We start from the raw sequence: 17,179 nt of genomic DNA on the forward strand, positions 1-17,179 counted from the left end.
GCCGAGGTGTGCGCCAACTCGTGGGCCGACCCCGAAACGAGACTGGAGACGCAATGCCAATTCAACGAGTGAACCCGGACACTGTCGCGCCCCCGGTTCAGGGCCTCTACACCCACGCGGCAATCGCCACAGGCAGCCGCTTCATCGCGATCGCCGGGCAGGTCGCGCTCGATGCCGACGGCGACCTCGTCGGACCCGGAGACCATGAAGCGCAGGCCGAACAGGCCTTTCGCAACTTCAGGGCCGCCCTGGAAGCCGCCGGCGCCACCCCGGACGATCTGATCAAGAACACGATTCACGTCGTCGGCCACAAACCCGAATTGATCGGCCCCATCTTCGCCGCGGGCCAGCGCGCCTTTGACGGCACATGGCCGGTGTCAGCGAGCACCTTCCTCGGTGTGCAGACGCTCGGCCTGCCCGAGTGGCTCATCGAGGTCGACGGGTTCGCGGTTCTGCGGTGAGGCGCGCCGAGCGACTACGCGATTCGGGCTCACCCACCTTCGGCGTATCCACGCGTCCAAGACACGCATCCACGACACAGGAGTCCTGATGCCGCTTCTCCCTGGCGTGCAGCGCCTCATCGACATGGCCGCGGACGGCCCGTCGTTGGCGGACATCCCCATCCAGCAGGCCCGGCTCCAACTCGACACGCTGGCCGCGAGCTTCGGCACGGGTGACCGGGTCGGCTCCACGTCCGACGTCAACATCCCGACGCCGTCAGGAACCGTACCCGCGAGGGTCTATCACCCGGAGGGTGGCGGTGCTGACCTGCCGCCACTGCTGTACTTCCACGGCGGCGGATGGTCGGTCGGCGGGCTCAGCACCTCGGACGCCCTGTGCCGCAAGCTCTCCGCCCGCAGCGGGGGAGTGGTGGTGAACGTCGACTACCGGCTGGCACCGGAGAATCCGTACCCCGCCGCCATCGAGGACGCACTCGCCGCAGCGGCCTGGCTCAGCCGGAACGCCGCCGAACTCAACGCCGGCGGTCCAGGGATCCTCGTCGGCGGTGACAGCGCCGGGGGTAATCTCGCCGCGGTCGTCGCACAGGCCTCGCGGTCCACGGAGGAGTTCACGGTACGTGCTCAACTGCTCATCTGCGCGCCAGTGAACCTCGCCGACCGCCGTGGATCCTATGTCGAGTTCGCCAAGGGCTACTTCGTGTCGACGAGCGAATTCGAGCACTGGATCAGCCTCTACGCCCCTGGCCAGGACCTGTCGGACCCTCAACTGTCCCCGGCCGCCGCCACCGATCTGGCGGGCACGCCTGCTGCCCTGGTCGTCACAGCCGAGTACGACCCACTCCGTGACGCCGGGGAGGAGTACGCCCGCGCCCTGCAAGCGGCCGGGGTCCACGTATCCCTGTTCCGCGTCGCCGGTCAGGTCCACGACTTTCCCGTGCTGGGCGACCTCATTCCCGAGGGTGACGCGGGGGTCGACGACATCGTCGACCGGTGGCGCGCGCTGCTCGCGGGCGGGTCTGACGCCAACTCCGCCTGATTTCCCCGGCACAGCGATGTGGAGCCGGACCTTGCCGGCATCCACCTTGACCGTCCCGCGTAGTTGAAGCTGCTCTTGTCGGAGGGGCCAGGTCAGGGCGCCCCTGCGATCGTTCGCGGTTGGCCGACCAGTAGGACATGGCAACCCTGGCTGGCCCCGGCCGAACAGGTGCTGCATGCAGTCCCGGGTGGACTCAAGGCTTATGGCTGGAGGTCGCGCTGGTACCAGGTGCCTGACTTGCCGCCGAGATCGGCCGGGGTGGCAGGGCCAACCGCTACGAACCCGGCCTTGGTCAAGACGTTCTGGGACGCGGCGTTGTCGTGGGAGGTGGCCGCCCGCAGTGTGCGCAGGCCGTACATGGCTGCCGCCGTCCGGCACAGCTCCCGGACGGTCGCGGTCGCCACGCCGCGGCCGGCGACCCGCTCCGCGACCCGGTAGCCGAGTCTGGCGGTGCCGTCCTCCAAGTCGTACAGGTTGAACCTGCCGAGTACCGAGCCGTCCTCGGCGACGAGCACGTAGAAGGCGCAGACGCCGGACTCCTGCTCGGCCAGCGAGGCGTTGTACCGGTCGGTGAACTGGTCGAAGAAGTCGTCACCGCGGTCGGAGACCGAGGCAGCGAAGTAGGCGCGGTTCGCCAGCTCGAAGGCCAGGACCGCCGGGGCGTGGCCGGCATCCAGCCGCTTCAGCTCGGGCATTACCCGACTCTACCCAGAGCGTGCGCTGGGGCCACCTGAGTTTTTCGTTGGCAGACAGCCCCAAGGCCAGGGGCACATGACGATCTACGGCAGCGGTTGCGCAGCGGAGGTCCGGGCAGGGGACCGACGGGCAAAGGGCACGGGGAGCTGTGTAGGCGCCCCGCACCCTCTGGTCGAACGACGTCAGAAACCGCGCCGGGCCCCGCCGTCCACCGACAGCATCACCCCGGTCACGTAGGAAGCCGCCGGCGACAGCAGGAACGCTCCCGCGCGCCCGAACTCCTCCGGCGCCCCGTACCGCCGTAGCGGAATCCCGGACTCGTTGGCGGCCCTCCGGCTCTCGGGATCGGGGGACAGCCCGTCCAGCTCGCGCATGCGATCCGTGGCGATCCGCCCCGGGAGCAGCCCGAAGACGCGGATGCCGCGCGGGCCCAGCTCGTCCGCGAGTGACTTGGCGAACCCGGCGAGTCCGGGCCGCAGTCCGTTGGAGATGGCCATCCCGGGGGCCGGCTCGTACGCCGTGCTGGACAGGACGAACCCGATGGAACCCCCGTCCTCCAGTTCCGCGGAGGCCGCGCGGGCGAGCCGTACCGCGCCCAGGAACACCGACTCGAACGCCGCCTGCCACTGTTCGTCGGTGTTGTCCGCGACGTTGCCCGCGGGCGGTCCGCCGACGCTGACGAGGATGCCGTCGAAGCCGCCGAACAACTCCCGTGCGGTGGCGATCAGTTGCTGCGGCGCCTGCGGGTCGGAGTTGTCCACGCCGACTCCGGCCGCGTTCGGCCCCAGCTCGGCCGCCGCCTCGGCGGCGCGCTTCTCGTCGCGGCCGGTGACGACCGCCTTGGCCCCGTCGGCGACCAGTTCGCGCGCGACGGCGTAGCCCAGCCCGCGCGTGCCGCCGGTGACGACGTACACCCGGTCCTTCAGTCCGAGATCCATGACTCCGGTCCCCCTTCTAGCGGCCGAGCGCCGTGCTGACGACCGCGTCCACCTGCGCCCCCAGCTTGGTGTCGTCCTCCTCCGTCCAGGCCCACGTGACATGCCCGTCGGGCCGGATCAGGGCGGCGCGTACGTCCTGCCAGGCGTCCCGCGTCCGGTCGGGCGCCCCGCCGTGCACGGTGATCCGTTCCTGGGCGCGGTCGGCGAGCACACCGTCGGCCGTGAGGTCGAGAAGGAGGTACGAGTTCGCGCGCAGCGCGCCGAACAGCGTGTTCTCCGAGGCGGTGAGGGGGAGGTCGGGGGCGCGGGTGCCGGTCACCGGGTGGGCCGTCGGGTCGGTGCTCGGGTAGGCGACGTCGAGCGCGGTGAGTCGGCCGGCCAGAAAGTCGCTGAACTGCCGTGACTCGGGGACCATCCGGCTGAGCAGATCGCGAAGGGCGAGCCCCTCGGGCGTGAAGGCGTGGAACAGGTAGGTCTGGGCGCGGCTGTGCTCCATCAGCTGCTCGCCGACCGGGTAGCGGTCGGAGTGGTAGGTGTCCAGCAGCCCGTCCGAGGCCCAGCCGTCGATCGTCGCGGCCAGCTTCCAGCCGAGGTTGAAGGCGTCCTGAAAGCCGACGTTCATGCCCACGCCGCCGGTGGGGAAGTGCTGGTGGGCGGCGTCGCCCGCGAGCACGACGCGGCCGCGCCGGTAGTGGGTGGCCAGCCGGGTGGCGTTGCCGAAGCGGGAGAGCCAGGACGGGTCGCGCATGCCGAAGTCGTCCCCGGCGATGTCGATGGCCTTCTGCCGCAGTTCGTCCAACGTCAGGTCGCCGGGCCACTCGGCGGTCATGCTGTCGGGGCTGGTGCCGACGACGCGCCACTGCTTGTCGGGCAGCGGCACGACCATCAGCCCGCCACGCTCGTTGAAGCGGCTGAAGCCGGGCGCCGGCGGGTTGTCGAGGAGGACGTCGCCGAGCCAGCCGAGACAGGTGGAGGGCGTGCCGGGGAAGTCGATGCCTCCGGCCTCGCGCACGGTGCTCTTGGTGCCGTCGCAGCCGGCGATGTACTCGGCCCCGATCTCGTACGGTCCCTGCGGACCCTCCACCTGCACGGTCACCGAGTCCGCGTGCTCGGTGAAGCCGGTGACCCGGTGCCCGCGCCGGATGGTGGCGCCGAGCCCGCGGGCGTACTCCTCGAAGAGCGCCTCGGTGCGGGCCTGGGGGATGAACAGGGTGTACGGGAACGGGGTGTCCAGGACGGAGAAGTCGAGCCGGTTGGACAGGTTGGCGAAGTGGCCGTTGGAGATCCTCAGGCTCTCGTCGATGAACCGCTGGTGGATCCCGCGTGAGGCCAGCACCTCGACGCCGCGCGGGTGCACGGTGAGCGCCTTGGAGCGCTGGTCGATGTCGGTGCGTGCTTCCAGGACGGTGACGGAGATGCCGTTCAGCCGCAGTTCGGCGGCGAGCCAGAGCCCGACGGGGCCGCCTCCGGCGATGACGACCTGCTGTGTCTCCATACGATCACCCTTTTCTTGGTCGGCGACCAGGGGTCTGATGTCGCAACGGTTCTAGGTCGGTGACCTAGGGGTTGCCATGCAGTAAACTAGGTCAGTGACCAATAAGCAACAGGGGGACCGGCTGGCTCCGGCCACGGTGATTCGTGCGGCACTGAGCCTCCTGGACGAGAAGGGCCTGGACGCGGTGTCCACGAGAGCGGTCGCCGACCGCCTCGGCGTGCGGATCAACACCGTGCAGTGGCATGTGAAGACCAAGGCCCGAATGCTGGAGCTCATGGCCGACGCCGTACTCGGCGAAATCCCGCTGACCGACCTGCCGGCCGACCCCGAGGAACGCGCCCGCGAGTTGACCCGCCGCTACCGCCGCGCCTTGCTGTCCCATCGCGACGGTGCCGCACTGGTGGTGGGTACCTACGCCGCCGAGCCGCACACCCTGCGCTTCGCGGAGGCCCTGGTGGAGGCGCTGCTGAAGTGCGGCCCAGGTGACCGCGAGGCCGCGTGGACGGCGTGGGCGGTCATCTACTTCACCCTGGGTCTCACGCAGGAGGAGCAGGCGGTTGGCCAGCGCCCGCTGGGCGACATCCTGGCCGGAGTGATCTCCGAGACGGCCTATCCCTCCCTCCATCGCGTGGCCGGACATCTCGCGCCGACGTCCTTCGACGAGCGGTTCGAATCCGGGGTGGCCGCGATCCTCGCCGGCCGGTGAGGGAGGCCTGCCGCACCGGCTGACCGGTCCCACGGTGTTTGCCAACCCGGCAACATGCTTTGTCTATGAGGTGTGTATGTTACGAGCATGGCGCACGAGAACGAGCTAGACGCTTGGGTGGGTCATCGGCTGAAGGATCTGCGCAGCGAGCGCGGCATCACGCTGGTGACCTTGTCCGAGCAGACCGGTATTTCCGTCACCCACCTCTCCCGCCTGGAGAAGGGGCACCGGCAGCCGTCGATCGGCAGCCTCCTGCAGATCGCCCGGGTGTACGGGATCTCGGTGAGCGAGCTGATCCAGGAGCAGGAGCCGGAGGACTACCACCTCGTACGAGCCGACGATGCGGTCGAGCACCCCGGGCAGGACGGGCAGTACACCGTCCTGAGCGGCCCGGGGTCGACGATCGCCGTCATCCGTGTCGAGGTGGAGCCCGGAAAGTCGACCAAGGACGCCAAGCATGCGGGCGAAGAGTGGCTGCACGTCCTGTCGGGCGAGGTCCTTTTCCGCTTGGAAGGCAGGGACATCACCCTGAGTTCCGGCGATTCGCTTCACTTCGACTCGTCGAAGGTCCACCGGTTGACCAACAAGAGCGAGAAGCCCGCCACCGTGCTGGTCGCGTCGACTGCCGCGACGATGCCGATGCATCACCCGGTTCCGTCAGCGAAGTCCCGGCGCTGACCGATCACCGGCCGGTGAGGGACGCGATCCGGTCGGAGAAGTGATCCGGTCAGAGGGGTAATCGGTCAGAGAAGCAGCAGCAGTTCGCGGGCCAGGACCTGCGGTTGCACCAGCACCTCGACGTGAGTGACCTCGGTGAGGGTGACAACGCGGAACCCGCGCTTGGTCACGGCGGCAGCGGTGTCGTTGAAGAACTCCTGGGCCGCGCAGTGGATGTAGGTCACCTGCTTGCCGTCGAGGACGTCCTCGCTGCCGGGTCCCAGCGGCTCGGCATGGGTGAGGCGAGGCATCGGGGTCAGGCGGCCCTCCATCCAGGTGGCGCCGTCCTCGTCGGCGCCGAGCGCACGCGGGTCCAGCGGGGCGACCTCCCAGTCCGGGCCTCCCTCGGGGGCCACGAACGCGTCGGCCAGCCATGGCAGCACCGTGAAGGCCGACTCGCCGGTGGTGGGGGCGAAGGCGTCGACGTACACGACCTGGCTGATGCGATCCGGGACAAAGGCCGCCACCCCGGTGATGACCATGCCGCCGTAGCTGTGGCCCACGAGAATCGCGTCGCCGATCTCCTCGGAGGTCAGCAGGTCGGCGATCTCCTGGACATTGGCGGAGAGCCCCACCTCCGGCCGGGACAGATCGTGTTTCTCGGCGAACCCGGTGAGCGTGGGAGTCAGAACACGGTGGCCGGCCTCTTCCAGGACGGGCCGCATACGGTCCCAGACCCAGCCTCCACCCCAGGAACCGTGGATCAGTACGAACGTCGCCATTTTGCTCTTCCTCCTGCGAGTCGCGGGTCCCTGCGGATGCACCCAGGATCGGCTGAGTGACACACTGGGTCAACCCGTGGGGCGATTTAATTTGCCCAATAGGCAAACGTCGTCCGTCCCCGCATGCAGCGCGCACAGAAACACCTTCGGTGCGCGCCACGGGATTGACCACACCCTGGGCGCGCACCGAAGGCGCGCTGGATCGCTGACCAGCAACTTCAAGTCGGAAAGGGAGCAGTGCTCATCCGGTCAGCAGTGCGTGATGGCGCCATTGGATGCGGCGCTGTTGTCCACGAACGGCGCGTACGTCCACCCGGTCACCGTCAGCTCGAGTCCGTTGAGGTGGTTGTAGCGTTCGTAGACGGTGAGGTACCACCGGTTTCCTCCGCCGAGGTTCTCGCCGGTGTTCCAGCAGGTGGCGAGGAGCACATCCCCGGACCAGAGGTCCGGGACTCCGACCGTGCCGGAGGCCAGGTTGCGGCCGTTGAAGACAGCCGCCCCGACCTCCACCCTGAGCAGCACGGACGCTGACGCAGCCGCCGAAGCGGACGCGGTCGACAGAACCATCCCAGCAGCACTCAGTGCCGCGACCACCGCGGCCATGGCCCCTCTGCGTCGTAACTTGCCTCTCATACCTGCCTCCTGATCAATGCCGACTGCGCACTGCTCCGCTGAGCATGCACGTGAACAGCTCGCCCCTACAGGAAGGCTTTGTCAGGCCCGACGAGCCAGTAGCGACAGTGCCGTGTGCCGCTGCGGCATGGCATGAGTAACCACTACTCAACCGCCCCCGAGACAGGAAAAGCCCCCGCCTCCGCTCCGGCCGACAGGCTGGAGCGGAGGCGGATGGGGGGCTGGGGGAGGGCTTCCGACGGCTGGCTGCGCAAGCCGCCTACGACAGCGTGATCGCGTACACCTCGATCCGAGGATCGTCCGGGAGCGTCAACGAGCGCATCTCCTTGGCGTCGTTCAGCTCGACGGAACTGCCGAACAGCCGCACCGGCGGCCCGTCGACGCCCTGGCCGGCCTTGATCCGGTGGGGCATGTCGAGGACGACGGTGGTGCCTTCGGGGGCCTGGCCGGCCCAGTCACCGACCTTGAGCGGGACCTCGGAACTGCTGCCGTCGGTGTATCGGACGGTCAGCGCGGTCGTCACCGGCCCGTTGTGCGACGCCGCCACCAGGCGAAGGGTGCCGTGGCTGCGTGTGGGCAGGAGCAGTGTCTGGCCGCGGGCCTCGACGAAGTTCGCCGCGGTCCCCGTCGGATCCGGTGCCTCGTACGTCACGCCGTCCCAGGTGACAGGACCGGCGGCCGGAAGGAGACCGGCGTCGTAACTCCAGCCGGACCCGTCGAAGTCACCCTGACCGGGATTGTCCGTGGTGGCCGTCCCGTCGTGCGCCATGTCCTTGCTCAGGTCCACCGCGCACTGCTTGTCCGTGGCTGTCGCACACTTCGCGGCCGGGCGAACCTCGACAGTGGCTTCCCGGGTGACCCGAGCCGCCCCGTCGGCCTCGACCGTGAAGCGCACCGGATAGGACCCGGCGGCGGTGCCGGGAGGCACGGTCACCTTCACTGACACGGTCTTCTGTACGGGCAGATGCTGGGACCGGATCCGCAGCGGTGAGCGCGGAGTCGTCGTCACCTGCCAGCCGGTGGGCGCCTTGGCCTTCACCGACGCCCGCAGCTCACCGGGGGCCTGGCCGAGGACGTCCAGGGTCAGGTGGGCGGTCTGGGCCGTGTCGCCGACCGGGACGACATCGGAGGAGCTCCGCAGGGACGCGTCCAGCTGCCGCCGCCCGTCGGCGTCCGCCTGATTGACCGACGGCGGCTGGGCACCCGCACCGGTACCCCAGGCCGACGGCTTCGTGCCGAGCCGGTGGACCAGGGTGCCGCCGCGCGACACCTTGTCCCAGTCCAGCCAGGTGCGCCGTACGTCCCGGCCGTCCAACGACACATCCTGTACGTACCGGTTGGTGTCGCTCGCGCCCGGCGCCTTGATCGTCAGTGTGCCGCCCTGCCGCTTCCCGTACCGGCCGATCGTGATGGCCGCGGAGTCGAACTGCGGACTGGACAGCGCCAGGAAGTCGCCGCCGCTCATCGTCGGGTAGAGGCCGAGCGAGGAGAACACGTACCAGGCCGACATGGTGCCCAGGTCGTCGTTGCCGGTCATGCCGTCGGGCCCGTTGGTGAACAGGGTCATCGCGGCGCGCACCACGGTCGCCGTCTTCGCCGGCGCGCCCGCCCACAGATACATGTAAGGCGCGTGCAGATCAGGCTCGTTGTTCGGGTTGTAGGTCGGCTTGCCGTAGTAGTCGTACGGCTGGGAGATCCAGTCGTTGCGCGCCGTGCCCTCAGGGTCGGTGAGCAGCTTGTCGTAGGCGAAGAAGGAGTCGAGCCGCTTCTCCGTGGCCTTCCGGCCGCCCATCAGATCGACGAGACCGGCGGGATCCTGCGGCACGAGCCACTGGTACTGGTAGGCGCCGCCCTCATGGAACTGGTGGCCCGCTTCGACCGGGTCGTACGGCGTCAGCCACGTCCCCGCGGTCGTGCGGGGCCGGAACTGGCCGATCGAGGAGTCCCACAGGTTGCGGTACCACTGGCCGCGAGCCGCGAACATCCGCGCGTCGGAGCCGTGCCCGAGCCCCTTGGCCATCAGGGCCAGTGACGCGTCCGCCGCCGAGTACTCCAGGGTCGCCGAAGCCGGGTGGGTGCAGTCGTTGTCGCCGCCCTTGTCCGCACAGTCCTTCTTGAGCTCCAGGCCGGAGGGGACGTAGCCGCGCTTGCTGTACTGGTCCACGCCGGAGCGGCCGTTGTACGGGGAGTCTGCGGGCGGGGTGCTGGTCGCGTTCTTCTTCAGCAGCGCGTACGCCTCGTCCTCGTGCCCGGCCAGCATGCCCTTCGACCATGCCTCGACGAGGAACGGCGTCACGGGGTCACCGGTCATGATGTTGGTCTCGCTGTTGGCGAGGGCCCACCGGGGCAGCCACCCGCCGTCCTTGCCGATCGCGAGGACCGACAGCGCGACGTCCCGGGCGACGCGTGGCTCCACCATCTCCAGCAGCTGGTTCTGCGGCCGGTAGGTGTCCCACAGCGACAGGTTCTGATACGGCGTGAAGTCGGAGGCGGTGTGCACCGCGCCGTCGAACCCCGTGTAGCGGCCGTCCACGTCACCGGCCAGGTTCGGGTGCAACTGCGCGTGGTACAGGGCGCTGTAGAACACCTTCTGCCGTTCTGGAGTCCCTCCGCCGACCTTGATCGAGGAGAGCTGCTTCTCCCAGGTGGCGCGCAGCGCGGCGCGCGTGGCGTCGAAGTCGTACGAGTCCCCGGTCTCCTCCGCGAGGTTCTTACGGGCACCGTCCATGCCGGTGTACGACAGGCCGACCTTCACGACGGCGTCCCGGTCGTCGGTCGCGTCGAAGGTCACCCAGGCACCGTTGCTGCCCTCTCCTTCGGCATCTCGCTTGCCCGGCTCGGGTGTTGAGCCGCGCCAGGTGCCGTGATCCTTGAAGGGCCGGTCGAAGGTGGCGGTGAAGTAGACGGTGTGCTTGTCCTTCCCGGCGCAGAACCCTCCGGCACGCACCCGCCCCTCCACCGTCCGGTCCCCGACCACGTGCACCTCGGAGTCGAACACGTTCTGGTTGGCCTTGCCGGTGTTGAACAGCACATTCGCCGCGCCGGTGGCCGGGAAGGTGTACCGCTGCCAGCCGGTGCGCTTCGTGGCGGTCAGCTCGGCATCGATGTCGTACGTCGACAGGCCCACCCGGTAGTAGCCGGGGGTGGCTTCCTCGTCGTCGTGCGAGTACTTGGAGCGGTACGTGTCCGGGTTCACGCTGTCGACCGCGCCGGTCGTCGGCATGATGGGCAGCTCTCCGGAGACACCGCAGCCGACCCCGGACAGGTGGGTCTGGCTGAACCCGTGGATCTTGTCCTGCTGGTAGTCGTACCCGCCCTGCCCGCCGGTGTCCGGGCTGACCTGGACCATCCCGAACGGGGCGGCGGCCCCCGGGAAGGTGTTCCCGAAGTTCTGCGTGCCGATGAAGGGATTCACCAGTGCGGCGGGGTCGGAGACCGGCTCCGCGGCGGCCGCGACGGGCGGCAGCACACCCCCGAACAGCAGCCCTGGGATAAGCAAGCTGACGCCTGCGGTGATTGCGCGGGCCGTTATCCGTCTGACGGACAGCCGCATCGGGCAGACCTCCTTGACAACGTTGTCTCGGCTGGACAGACCGAGAACCTGCCATGCCGACCGGATCGCTGTCAATGGTCCAAACACCGGTGGGTGCGGTTGAGTTCGCCTATCGGTCGGTGCGAACGGAAGCCTGGGCCGACGTGCCGTCGTCCTCTGCGCCTTCGGGCAGGGTGAAGAACTGGCACTTGGGGGATCGGGAGTGGTACGAAAGGTTGCTGCAGCAGCTCGCGGCACTCTCCCGGTTCCCTGGCGGCGGGCAGCTGCGAGACACCGTGTGAGGTTCGCCGGCCTGTCGAGCACCTCGCCTGGCACACGTCAGGAGATGGCCCGCAGCGTGCTGCTCCGGCTCCTGCGGCGGAGTTGTTCGACGGCCTCGGCGGTCTCGTCGTCCGCGGGGAGAAGGACGGTCAACTGCTGGGCGTCAGTGGGGAGTTCGAGTGTCTCCCGCAGCAGCCGAAGCTCGCATCCGGCTGGATGGCTGAGTCGGAGGACTCCGCGTTGCGGAACGACGTGCCGGTTCAGGCGCCGGGTCAGTTCAGGGCCGGCAAGGGGCGCGAGTTCCGTGGTGAACCACTCGGAGCTCTCGACGGACGGGGCGAGCCACAGGTCGAATGTCTGCTCGTCGGCGATGTCGTCCCAGTCTGTGAAGAAGGCGCGGGCGCGGGGGTCGGTGAAGACGTAGCGGGTGAGGTTCGGGGCTTCGGTGTCGAGCAGTCCGCTGCCGTTCGTCACCGACTGGTACGCGGAGGTGTGGGCGAGGATGTCACCCAGCCGGTTGGTCACCACGGCGATGCCTGGTTCGAGGAGGCGGAGCGTCTGCCGAACGGCGTCTCGCACATGCCGGGGCGGGGGTGCGGGTCGGGTGTGGGCGTTGCACTCTCCGCCCGTGATCTTCGTGAGGTAACGCAGGTGGCCGCGCTCGGCGGGGGAGAGGCTGAGGGCGTCGGCGAGAGCGTTCACCACCGCCACCGAGGGATTGCGGTCGCGGCCCTGCTCGATGCGGGTCAGGTATTCGACACTGATGCCGGCGCGCGCCGCGAGATCCGTGCGGCGTAGCCCCGGTGAGCGGCGGCGGCCCCGATCCGGGAGGCCGAGTGTCTCCGGCTGGACACTGTCGCGCTTGCTCCGGATGAAGTCTCCCAACGGCGTACCCATGTCTTGAGGATAGGCCGGGCCGGACCGGTCGTGGCGGGCTCAAGGGGGCCCTGCGGGGGCCAGCCTGAGCTCGGCCTGGCTGCGGCCGAGGGCCGGCCCGATGGTGGTGGGCATGGAGAACAACACACACAAGCTGGTGGTCATCGTGGCGAGCGTCCGCGAAGGGCGGTTCGGTCCGGTGGTGGCGTCCTGGTTGGCTGAACAGGCCGAGTCGCACGGCGGTTTCGACGTCGACGTCGTCGATCTGGCCGACGTCGAGATCCCGCTGTCCCTGCCCGCGGCATCGCCGAAGTACGCCGGCGACGACTACCCTCGCCCGGCCGGGATGAGGCACCTGACCACCGCACTCGAGAGCGCGGACGCGTTCGTCGTCGTCACACCCGAGTACAACCACAGCTACCCCGCGTCCTTGAAAGCGGCCATCGACTGGCACTTCACCCAGTGGACGGCCAAGCCTGTCGCCTTCGTCAGCTACGGGGGCGCGGCGGGCGGCCGTCACGCTGTCCTGCACCTGGAGAACGTGCTGACGGAACTGCATGCCGTGACGATCCGCGACGGTCTCGCCTTCCCCAACTACTTCACGGCATGGCAGGACGGCCGTCCGCTCGACCCCGAGACCCCCGGATATGCCAAGACACTCCTCGACCAGCTGGCCTGGTGGGCAGGTGCGCTCAAGTCGGCACGCGAGGCTGCCCCTTACCCGGCCTGAGCACGGCCGCGACGCACGCCGACGTGGGGCGCCACCTCCTGGGTCTTGGGCAGACCGGCGCGCACGTGCAGATGAGCATCAGAGCCGGTCCGTCCGACCGGCGCAGCCCACCGAGGAGTGCCGGTCTCCACTCCTGGAGCAGGTACTCCTCACCGCGCAGGTGCTTGCGCACATCTGCTGAGGCCCAAGGGCGCCGAGGCAGTCCGCAAACCCGCGCCCTGAACTACGGAGGCGAGCCACACCCAGCTCGGCAAGTGGCTTGGCGAGTAACAGGATGTCCGTGCGGCCGGTGTTCTCGCTGTCGAGGCGATGCGTTCGACCGCGAGGAGGAACAGAGGCCGGTCCGCAGGCGGAACCGGTCCACCGCCGAGCAGCCACCAATGGCCGTGCATGCGCCCGCAGTTGACGAGACCTTCGCGAAGGCTGCCGACGGGGAACGGCCGGACCTCGTTCATCGGCATGACCCGAACGGAATTTCATGCAGCTGCAATGATTAATCCCTCAACTGCCTGCTAGACATGGTGTGGTGAAGCCTCAGCACTGCCCACGGTCTGAAGACGTCCGGTGAAGCAGAACCCCACCTCCGCACCGTCCTCGTTCCTCACGGACTCCGCCGCCGTGCCGCGTCCGGCCGACGCTCAGAGTGGCGAAGCACCGGCGAATCCGAGCATGCGCCTTCTGGACAACGCGGTCTGGGCCGCGCTGCCGGACCGCATGCTCGCTTCGCGGAACGAGTGGGCCAAGCGGCCCGGTATCCGGCCGACGTCTACGCGTTCGCCGCCCTTGCCGATCCGGCGGATCCTGTCGCGTGGGCCGACCTGTGCACGCTGGTGGGGGCCGGAACCACTGTACGGATCAAGGGAGTTGACAGTGTCCCCGGTGGCTGGGTGGTCGTCGGTGGCGGCGAGGGTGTCCAACTGGTCGACACCGGGCTGCGGGCCGAGCATGCTCCGGAAACGGTACGGCTCGGGCCCGACGATGTACCGGAGATCCTGGACCTGGTCGCACGCACCAGACCGGGCCCCTTCCTGAAGCGGACCGTCGAACTCGGCACGTATCTCGGCATCCGGGAGAAGGGCCGGCTCATCGCCATGGCCGGCGAGCGGCTGAGGCTGCCCGGCTGGACGGAAATCAGTGCCGTCTGCACCGACTCGGCGTACCGCGGCCGGGGACTGGCCACCCGGCTGGTGCGCGCGGTCGCCGCGGGCATCCGCGAACGCGGGGACACCGCACTGCTGCACGCCTCCGCGACCAACACGCAGGCGATCCGGATGTACGAGTCGATCGGCTTCACCGTGCGCCGCCGGACGAGGACCGTCCAGGTGCGCACGCCAGGAACGGACCACGGAGCGGAAGCGTTGTGACTCACCAGGGAAGCCACCATGGCGCGCCGGACGGGGGTGCGGCACCTTGAGGCACCTGCGCCCCCCTCGTGCGCTGAACCCGCACCGAGTGGTCCACCTCCATTCCCGCCCGCACATCGACCTGCTTCGCGTGGCCGGCGCGCTCTGTCGTTCCTGACCTTCCCTGGGGCACCCCGGCCAGAGGCTGGTGGCTTCGGCCGGGGCCCCATCCCGCTGCGCTCGCCACCGCTGTGCCCGTCCCTGTGGATGGGCCGGCGATCTCGTACGGTCGATCAGGAAGGCACACCCCTCGTGTCCTCAGCACCTTCTGCCCTGCCCTCTTCACCGCAGCCGCACCTCGCCGTGGCGCTCGACGGCGCCGGCCGGCACCCCTCCGCCCGGCGCGAACCGGTGGCCCGGTCCCGGGAACCGTTCACCGCCGAGTACTGGGCCGACCTCGTCATCCTCATCCCGTACAACACCCCCGGCGGCCTCGACGTCCTCGTCGACACGGAGCTCCCGCCGCTCCGGGAGCGCGGAGTGTTTCGTACGGAGTACGAGGGCGCGACCCTGCGCGACCACTTGGGTCTGGCTGATCCCGATGCCCGTGCCCGTGCTCGTGCCCATGCGCATGGCGTTGCCGCCGCTGACGACGACGCGCGGAGTGCGCAGGTGACCTCGTGAAGTTCCTCGCCATCACCCTGATAGTGCACCGCCCGGATCCGATCACCGGCGTGCAGAAGCCGACCCACGACCGCTTTCGCGAGGTCCTCGACAACGCCCTGCTCGCCGAGGAACTCGGCTTCGACGGCTTCGGGGTGGGGGAGCGGCACGAGCGGCCCTTCATCTCGTCCTCGCCGACCGTGGTCCTCAGCCACATCGCAGCACTGACCCGGCGCATCCGGCTGTTCACCGCCGTGACCACGCTCAGCCTTCTGGACCCGGTGCGCGCCTTCGAGGACTACGCCACCCTCGACCATCTCTCCGGCGGGCGCCTGGAGCTGATCATCGGCAAGGGCAACGGCACCGCCCAGCGTGAGCTGTTCCATGTCACGGCCGAGGACCAGTGGGACCGCAATGCCGAGAGCTACGAGGTGTTCCGGCAGATCTGGCGGCAGGACAAGGTCACCGCCAAGACCCGGTTCCGGCCCGAACTGAAGGACGCCGAGGTGTGGCCGAGGCCCTACCAGCAGCCCGTCCGCGTCTGGCACGGGAGCGCCACCAGCAAGGAGTCGGTGGACCTGGCCGCTCGCTACGGCGATCCGCTGTTCTCTGCGAACGTCACCAACCCCATCGAGCCGTACGCCGAGTTGATCCGGTACTACCGCGAACGCTGGGAGTACTACGGCCACGATCCGGCGACGATCGCGGTCGGCGCCGGCACCGCCGGGCTGCTGGTGGCCCGCACCTCCCAGGAAGCGGTCGAGGTGTACCGGCCGATCTTCGAGTCGACGCTGGCGTTCCAGAAGCAGTTCGGCCTGCCGGTCGTCTTCGAGACAGTGGAGGATTTCGTCGCGCGGAGCTCCGCCCTGATCGGCAGCCCACAACAGGTCATCGACAAGGTGCACCGCTACCACGAGCAGTTCGGACACACAGTGCTCCATCTGCACGCGGACGCGAGCGGATTGACGGATGCCCAGCACCGCGCCTCCCTCGAGCTCTTCCAGTCCGAGGTCGCCCCCGTGCTGCGCCGCGAGATCCCCGACCCGCCCTTCGCCTGGGGACCGGTCCTGCCCGTCACAGGGGAGTCCGTCCATGCCTGACATCCCCCTCGGCGTCCTGGACCTGGTGCCGATACCGTCCGGCTCGACGGCCGCCGACGCCCTGCGCAACTCCATCGACCTGGCACAGCAGGCCGAGCGCTTCGGATACGCCAGGTACTGGTTCGCCGAGCATCACCTCAACCCGGGCGTCGCGGGCACGTCCCCCGCGGTCGTGCTCGCGCTGACCGCCTCCGCCACCTCCACGATCCGGCTCGGCTCCGGCGCCGTACAGCTCGGCCACCGCACGGCACTGAGTACGGTCGAGGAGTTCGGGCTGATCGACGCCCTGCACCCGGGCCGATTCGACCTCGGCCTGGGCCGCTCGGGCGGCCGCCCGCCGGGACAGCCGACGCCGGAACCCGCGACAGCCACCCCCGTCCTGGACGGCCGGGCTCCGAACGGCCTCCTCATCCCGCCCCGCTTCAACTTCGAACGCCTCCTCGGCTCCCCCCGGATCGCACTCCAGGGCAGGCTGCTTCTGCTGCCCGGTGCCCAGTCCCAGGGCTACGCCGAGCAGATCGACGACATCCTCGCCCTGCTGGCCGGTACCTACCGGTCCCCGGAGGGCGTCGAGGCACATGTCGTACCGGGGGAGGGCGCCGAGGTCGAGGTGTGGATCCTGGGCAGCAGCGGAGGCCAGAGCGCCGAGACAGCGGGGGCGCGGGGGTTGCGGTTCGCCGCGAACTACCACGTCAGCCCTGCCACGGTACTGGAGGCCGTGGACGGCTACCGGGCCCACTTCCAGCCCTCCGACCTCCTCGACAAGCCGTACGTCAGCGTCTCGGCCGACGTCGTGGTCGGCGATGACGACGACACCGCCCGGGAACTGGCCGCCGGATACGGCCCGTGGGTCCGCAGCATCCGCACGGCCGAGGGGGCCATCGAGTATCCGACCCCGCAGGAGGCCCGCGTCCATCCATGGACCGATGAGGACCGCGAACTGGTGCGCGACCGCCTCGACACCCAGTTCGTCGGCTCGCCCGGCCGGGTCGCCGACCGGCTGGCACAGCTCCAGGAGGCCACTGGCGCCGACGAGTTGCTCATCACGACCATCACCCACGACCACGCCGACCGGGTGAGGTCGTACGAACTGCTGGCGGAGGAGTGGAGCCGGAGGTGAACGGGAGGCCCGGCGCGCGGGAAACCGCCGCCGGGCCTCCCCTGCACAGGTCAGCGAGGAGTGACCGCGGGACCGACCGGAGTGTCCCCTGCGTCTTCCTTTCGTCGGTACGGTGGGTCAGGCCGCGGC

At 69.4% G+C, this 17,179-nt stretch carries 16 protein-coding genes and 1 pseudogene; 10 read left to right on the top strand and 7 right to left on the bottom strand.

Translation table 11 applies throughout. From position 1 onward, the window contains the following. Positions 1–68 precede the first annotated feature (68 nt). Positions 69–461: a RidA family protein gene (locus tag ACN20J_RS48040; RefSeq protein WP_246575558.1), complete on the top strand. Its 393-nt coding sequence runs from the start codon at positions 69–71 to the stop codon at positions 459–461. A gap of 88 nt (positions 462–549) precedes the next feature. Beyond that, the gene (locus tag ACN20J_RS48045; RefSeq protein WP_419668593.1) at positions 550–1,497 is read left to right on the top strand and encodes an alpha/beta hydrolase fold domain-containing protein; all 948 of its coding nucleotides are present in this window, start codon (positions 550–552) and stop codon (positions 1,495–1,497) included. 200 nt (positions 1,498–1,697) lie between these two features. Here ACN20J_RS48045 and ACN20J_RS48050 read toward each other — a convergent pair whose 3' ends face one another. From ACN20J_RS48050 to ACN20J_RS48060, 3 genes are all read right to left on the bottom strand, one after another. Then, a complete protein-coding gene (locus ACN20J_RS48050) occupies positions 1,698–2,192 on the bottom strand; it encodes a GNAT family N-acetyltransferase (protein ID WP_419668594.1) in 495 nt (164 codons plus the stop codon). Between the two features lie 183 nt (positions 2,193–2,375). Beyond that, entirely contained in the window at positions 2,376–3,131 is a 756-nt protein-coding gene (locus ACN20J_RS48055) for an SDR family oxidoreductase (RefSeq protein ID WP_419668595.1), read from the bottom strand. 16 nt (positions 3,132–3,147) lie between these two features. Next, complete coding sequence (locus ACN20J_RS48060; protein WP_419668596.1) at positions 3,148–4,626, bottom strand: FAD-dependent monooxygenase; 1,479 nt, start codon at positions 4,624–4,626, stop codon at positions 3,148–3,150. Positions 4,627–4,720: 94 nt separating this feature from the next. Between ACN20J_RS48060 and ACN20J_RS48065 the strand changes: the two genes are divergently transcribed. Then, the gene (locus ACN20J_RS48065) at positions 4,721–5,332 is read left to right on the top strand and encodes a TetR/AcrR family transcriptional regulator C-terminal domain-containing protein (RefSeq protein ID WP_364181137.1); all 612 of its coding nucleotides are present in this window, start codon (positions 4,721–4,723) and stop codon (positions 5,330–5,332) included. Positions 5,333–5,419: 87 nt separating this feature from the next. Continuing rightward, positions 5,420–6,010, top strand: a complete 591-nt coding sequence (locus ACN20J_RS48070; protein WP_364181140.1) for a cupin domain-containing protein — start codon at positions 5,420–5,422, stop codon at positions 6,008–6,010. A 65-nt stretch (positions 6,011–6,075) separates the two neighbouring features. Here the strand turns inward: ACN20J_RS48070 and ACN20J_RS48075 are convergent, their stop codons facing one another. The 4 genes from ACN20J_RS48075 to ACN20J_RS48090 all read right to left on the bottom strand — a co-directional run bounded on the left by ACN20J_RS48075 (position 6,076) and on the right by ACN20J_RS48090 (position 12,115). Next, positions 6,076–6,771, bottom strand: coding sequence for an alpha/beta fold hydrolase (locus tag ACN20J_RS48075; protein ID WP_419668597.1), 696 nt, complete (start codon positions 6,769–6,771; stop codon positions 6,076–6,078). Positions 6,772–7,020: 249 nt separating this feature from the next. Continuing rightward, positions 7,021–7,404: a hypothetical protein gene (locus ACN20J_RS48080; RefSeq protein ID WP_189842387.1), complete on the bottom strand. Its 384-nt coding sequence runs from the start codon at positions 7,402–7,404 to the stop codon at positions 7,021–7,023. Between the two features lie 259 nt (positions 7,405–7,663). Then, complete coding sequence (locus ACN20J_RS48085; protein WP_419668598.1) at positions 7,664–10,957, bottom strand: GH92 family glycosyl hydrolase; 3,294 nt, start codon at positions 10,955–10,957, stop codon at positions 7,664–7,666. Between the two features lie 318 nt (positions 10,958–11,275). Further along, positions 11,276–12,115 (bottom strand): helix-turn-helix domain-containing protein, encoded by an 840-nt coding sequence (locus ACN20J_RS48090; protein ID WP_419668599.1) that lies wholly within the window; start codon positions 12,113–12,115, stop codon positions 11,276–11,278. 112 nt (positions 12,116–12,227) lie between these two features. On the opposite strand from ACN20J_RS48090, the gene ACN20J_RS48095 reads away from it, so the two are divergent. The 6 genes and pseudogenes from ACN20J_RS48095 (at position 12,228) to ACN20J_RS48120 (ending at position 17,050) form a co-directional block, all read left to right on the top strand. After that, positions 12,228–12,824, top strand: a complete 597-nt coding sequence (locus tag ACN20J_RS48095; protein ID WP_419668600.1) for an NADPH-dependent FMN reductase — start codon at positions 12,228–12,230, stop codon at positions 12,822–12,824. A 669-nt stretch (positions 12,825–13,493) separates the two neighbouring features. Then, positions 13,494–14,188 (top strand): annotated as a pseudogene (locus tag ACN20J_RS48100) (GNAT family N-acetyltransferase). A gap of 88 nt (positions 14,189–14,276) precedes the next feature. After that, positions 14,277–14,345: a putative leader peptide gene (locus ACN20J_RS48105; protein ID WP_361911634.1), complete on the top strand. Its 69-nt coding sequence runs from the start codon at positions 14,277–14,279 to the stop codon at positions 14,343–14,345. A gap of 134 nt (positions 14,346–14,479) precedes the next feature. Continuing rightward, entirely contained in the window at positions 14,480–14,851 is a 372-nt protein-coding gene (locus ACN20J_RS48110) for a hypothetical protein (protein ID WP_419668601.1), read from the top strand. Next, positions 14,848–15,930: an LLM class flavin-dependent oxidoreductase gene (locus tag ACN20J_RS48115; protein ID WP_419668602.1), complete on the top strand. Its 1,083-nt coding sequence runs from the start codon at positions 14,848–14,850 to the stop codon at positions 15,928–15,930. Before ACN20J_RS48110 ends, ACN20J_RS48115 begins: the two co-directional genes overlap by 4 nt. Continuing rightward, positions 15,923–17,050, top strand: a complete 1,128-nt coding sequence (locus ACN20J_RS48120; protein ID WP_419668603.1) for an LLM class flavin-dependent oxidoreductase — start codon at positions 15,923–15,925, stop codon at positions 17,048–17,050. Before ACN20J_RS48115 ends, ACN20J_RS48120 begins: the two co-directional genes overlap by 8 nt. Positions 17,051–17,179: the final 129 nt, after the last annotated feature.

The sequence above is a fragment of the Streptomyces sp. 2-1 genome, assembly GCF_048564895.1.
GTDB classification, from domain to species: domain Bacteria; phylum Actinomycetota; class Actinomycetes; order Streptomycetales; family Streptomycetaceae; genus Streptomyces; species Streptomyces phaeochromogenes.

Bases quoted from the DNA above. Each gene is read 5' to 3' on its own strand.
- ACN20J_RS48090 (WP_419668599.1), bottom strand. From the start codon at position 12,115: ATGGGTACGCCGTTGGGAGACTTCATCCGGAGCAAGCGCGACAGTGTC.
- ACN20J_RS48095 (WP_419668600.1), top strand. From the start codon at position 12,228: ATGGAGAACAACACACACAAGCTGGTGGTCATCGTGGCGAGCGTCCGC.
- ACN20J_RS48075 (WP_419668597.1), bottom strand. From the start codon at position 6,771: ATGGCGACGTTCGTACTGATCCACGGTTCCTGGGGTGGAGGCTGGGTC.
- ACN20J_RS48060 (WP_419668596.1), bottom strand. From the start codon at position 4,626: ATGGAGACACAGCAGGTCGTCATCGCCGGAGGCGGCCCCGTCGGGCTC.
- ACN20J_RS48070 (WP_364181140.1), top strand. From the start codon at position 5,420: ATGGCGCACGAGAACGAGCTAGACGCTTGGGTGGGTCATCGGCTGAAG.
- ACN20J_RS48120 (WP_419668603.1), top strand. From the start codon at position 15,923: ATGCCTGACATCCCCCTCGGCGTCCTGGACCTGGTGCCGATACCGTCC.
- ACN20J_RS48080 (WP_189842387.1), bottom strand. From the start codon at position 7,404: ATGAGAGGCAAGTTACGACGCAGAGGGGCCATGGCCGCGGTGGTCGCG.
- ACN20J_RS48085 (WP_419668598.1), bottom strand. From the start codon at position 10,957: ATGCGGCTGTCCGTCAGACGGATAACGGCCCGCGCAATCACCGCAGGC.
- ACN20J_RS48045 (WP_419668593.1), top strand. From the start codon at position 550: ATGCCGCTTCTCCCTGGCGTGCAGCGCCTCATCGACATGGCCGCGGAC.
- ACN20J_RS48050 (WP_419668594.1), bottom strand. From the start codon at position 2,192: ATGCCCGAGCTGAAGCGGCTGGATGCCGGCCACGCCCCGGCGGTCCTG.
- ACN20J_RS48055 (WP_419668595.1), bottom strand. From the start codon at position 3,131: ATGGATCTCGGACTGAAGGACCGGGTGTACGTCGTCACCGGCGGCACG.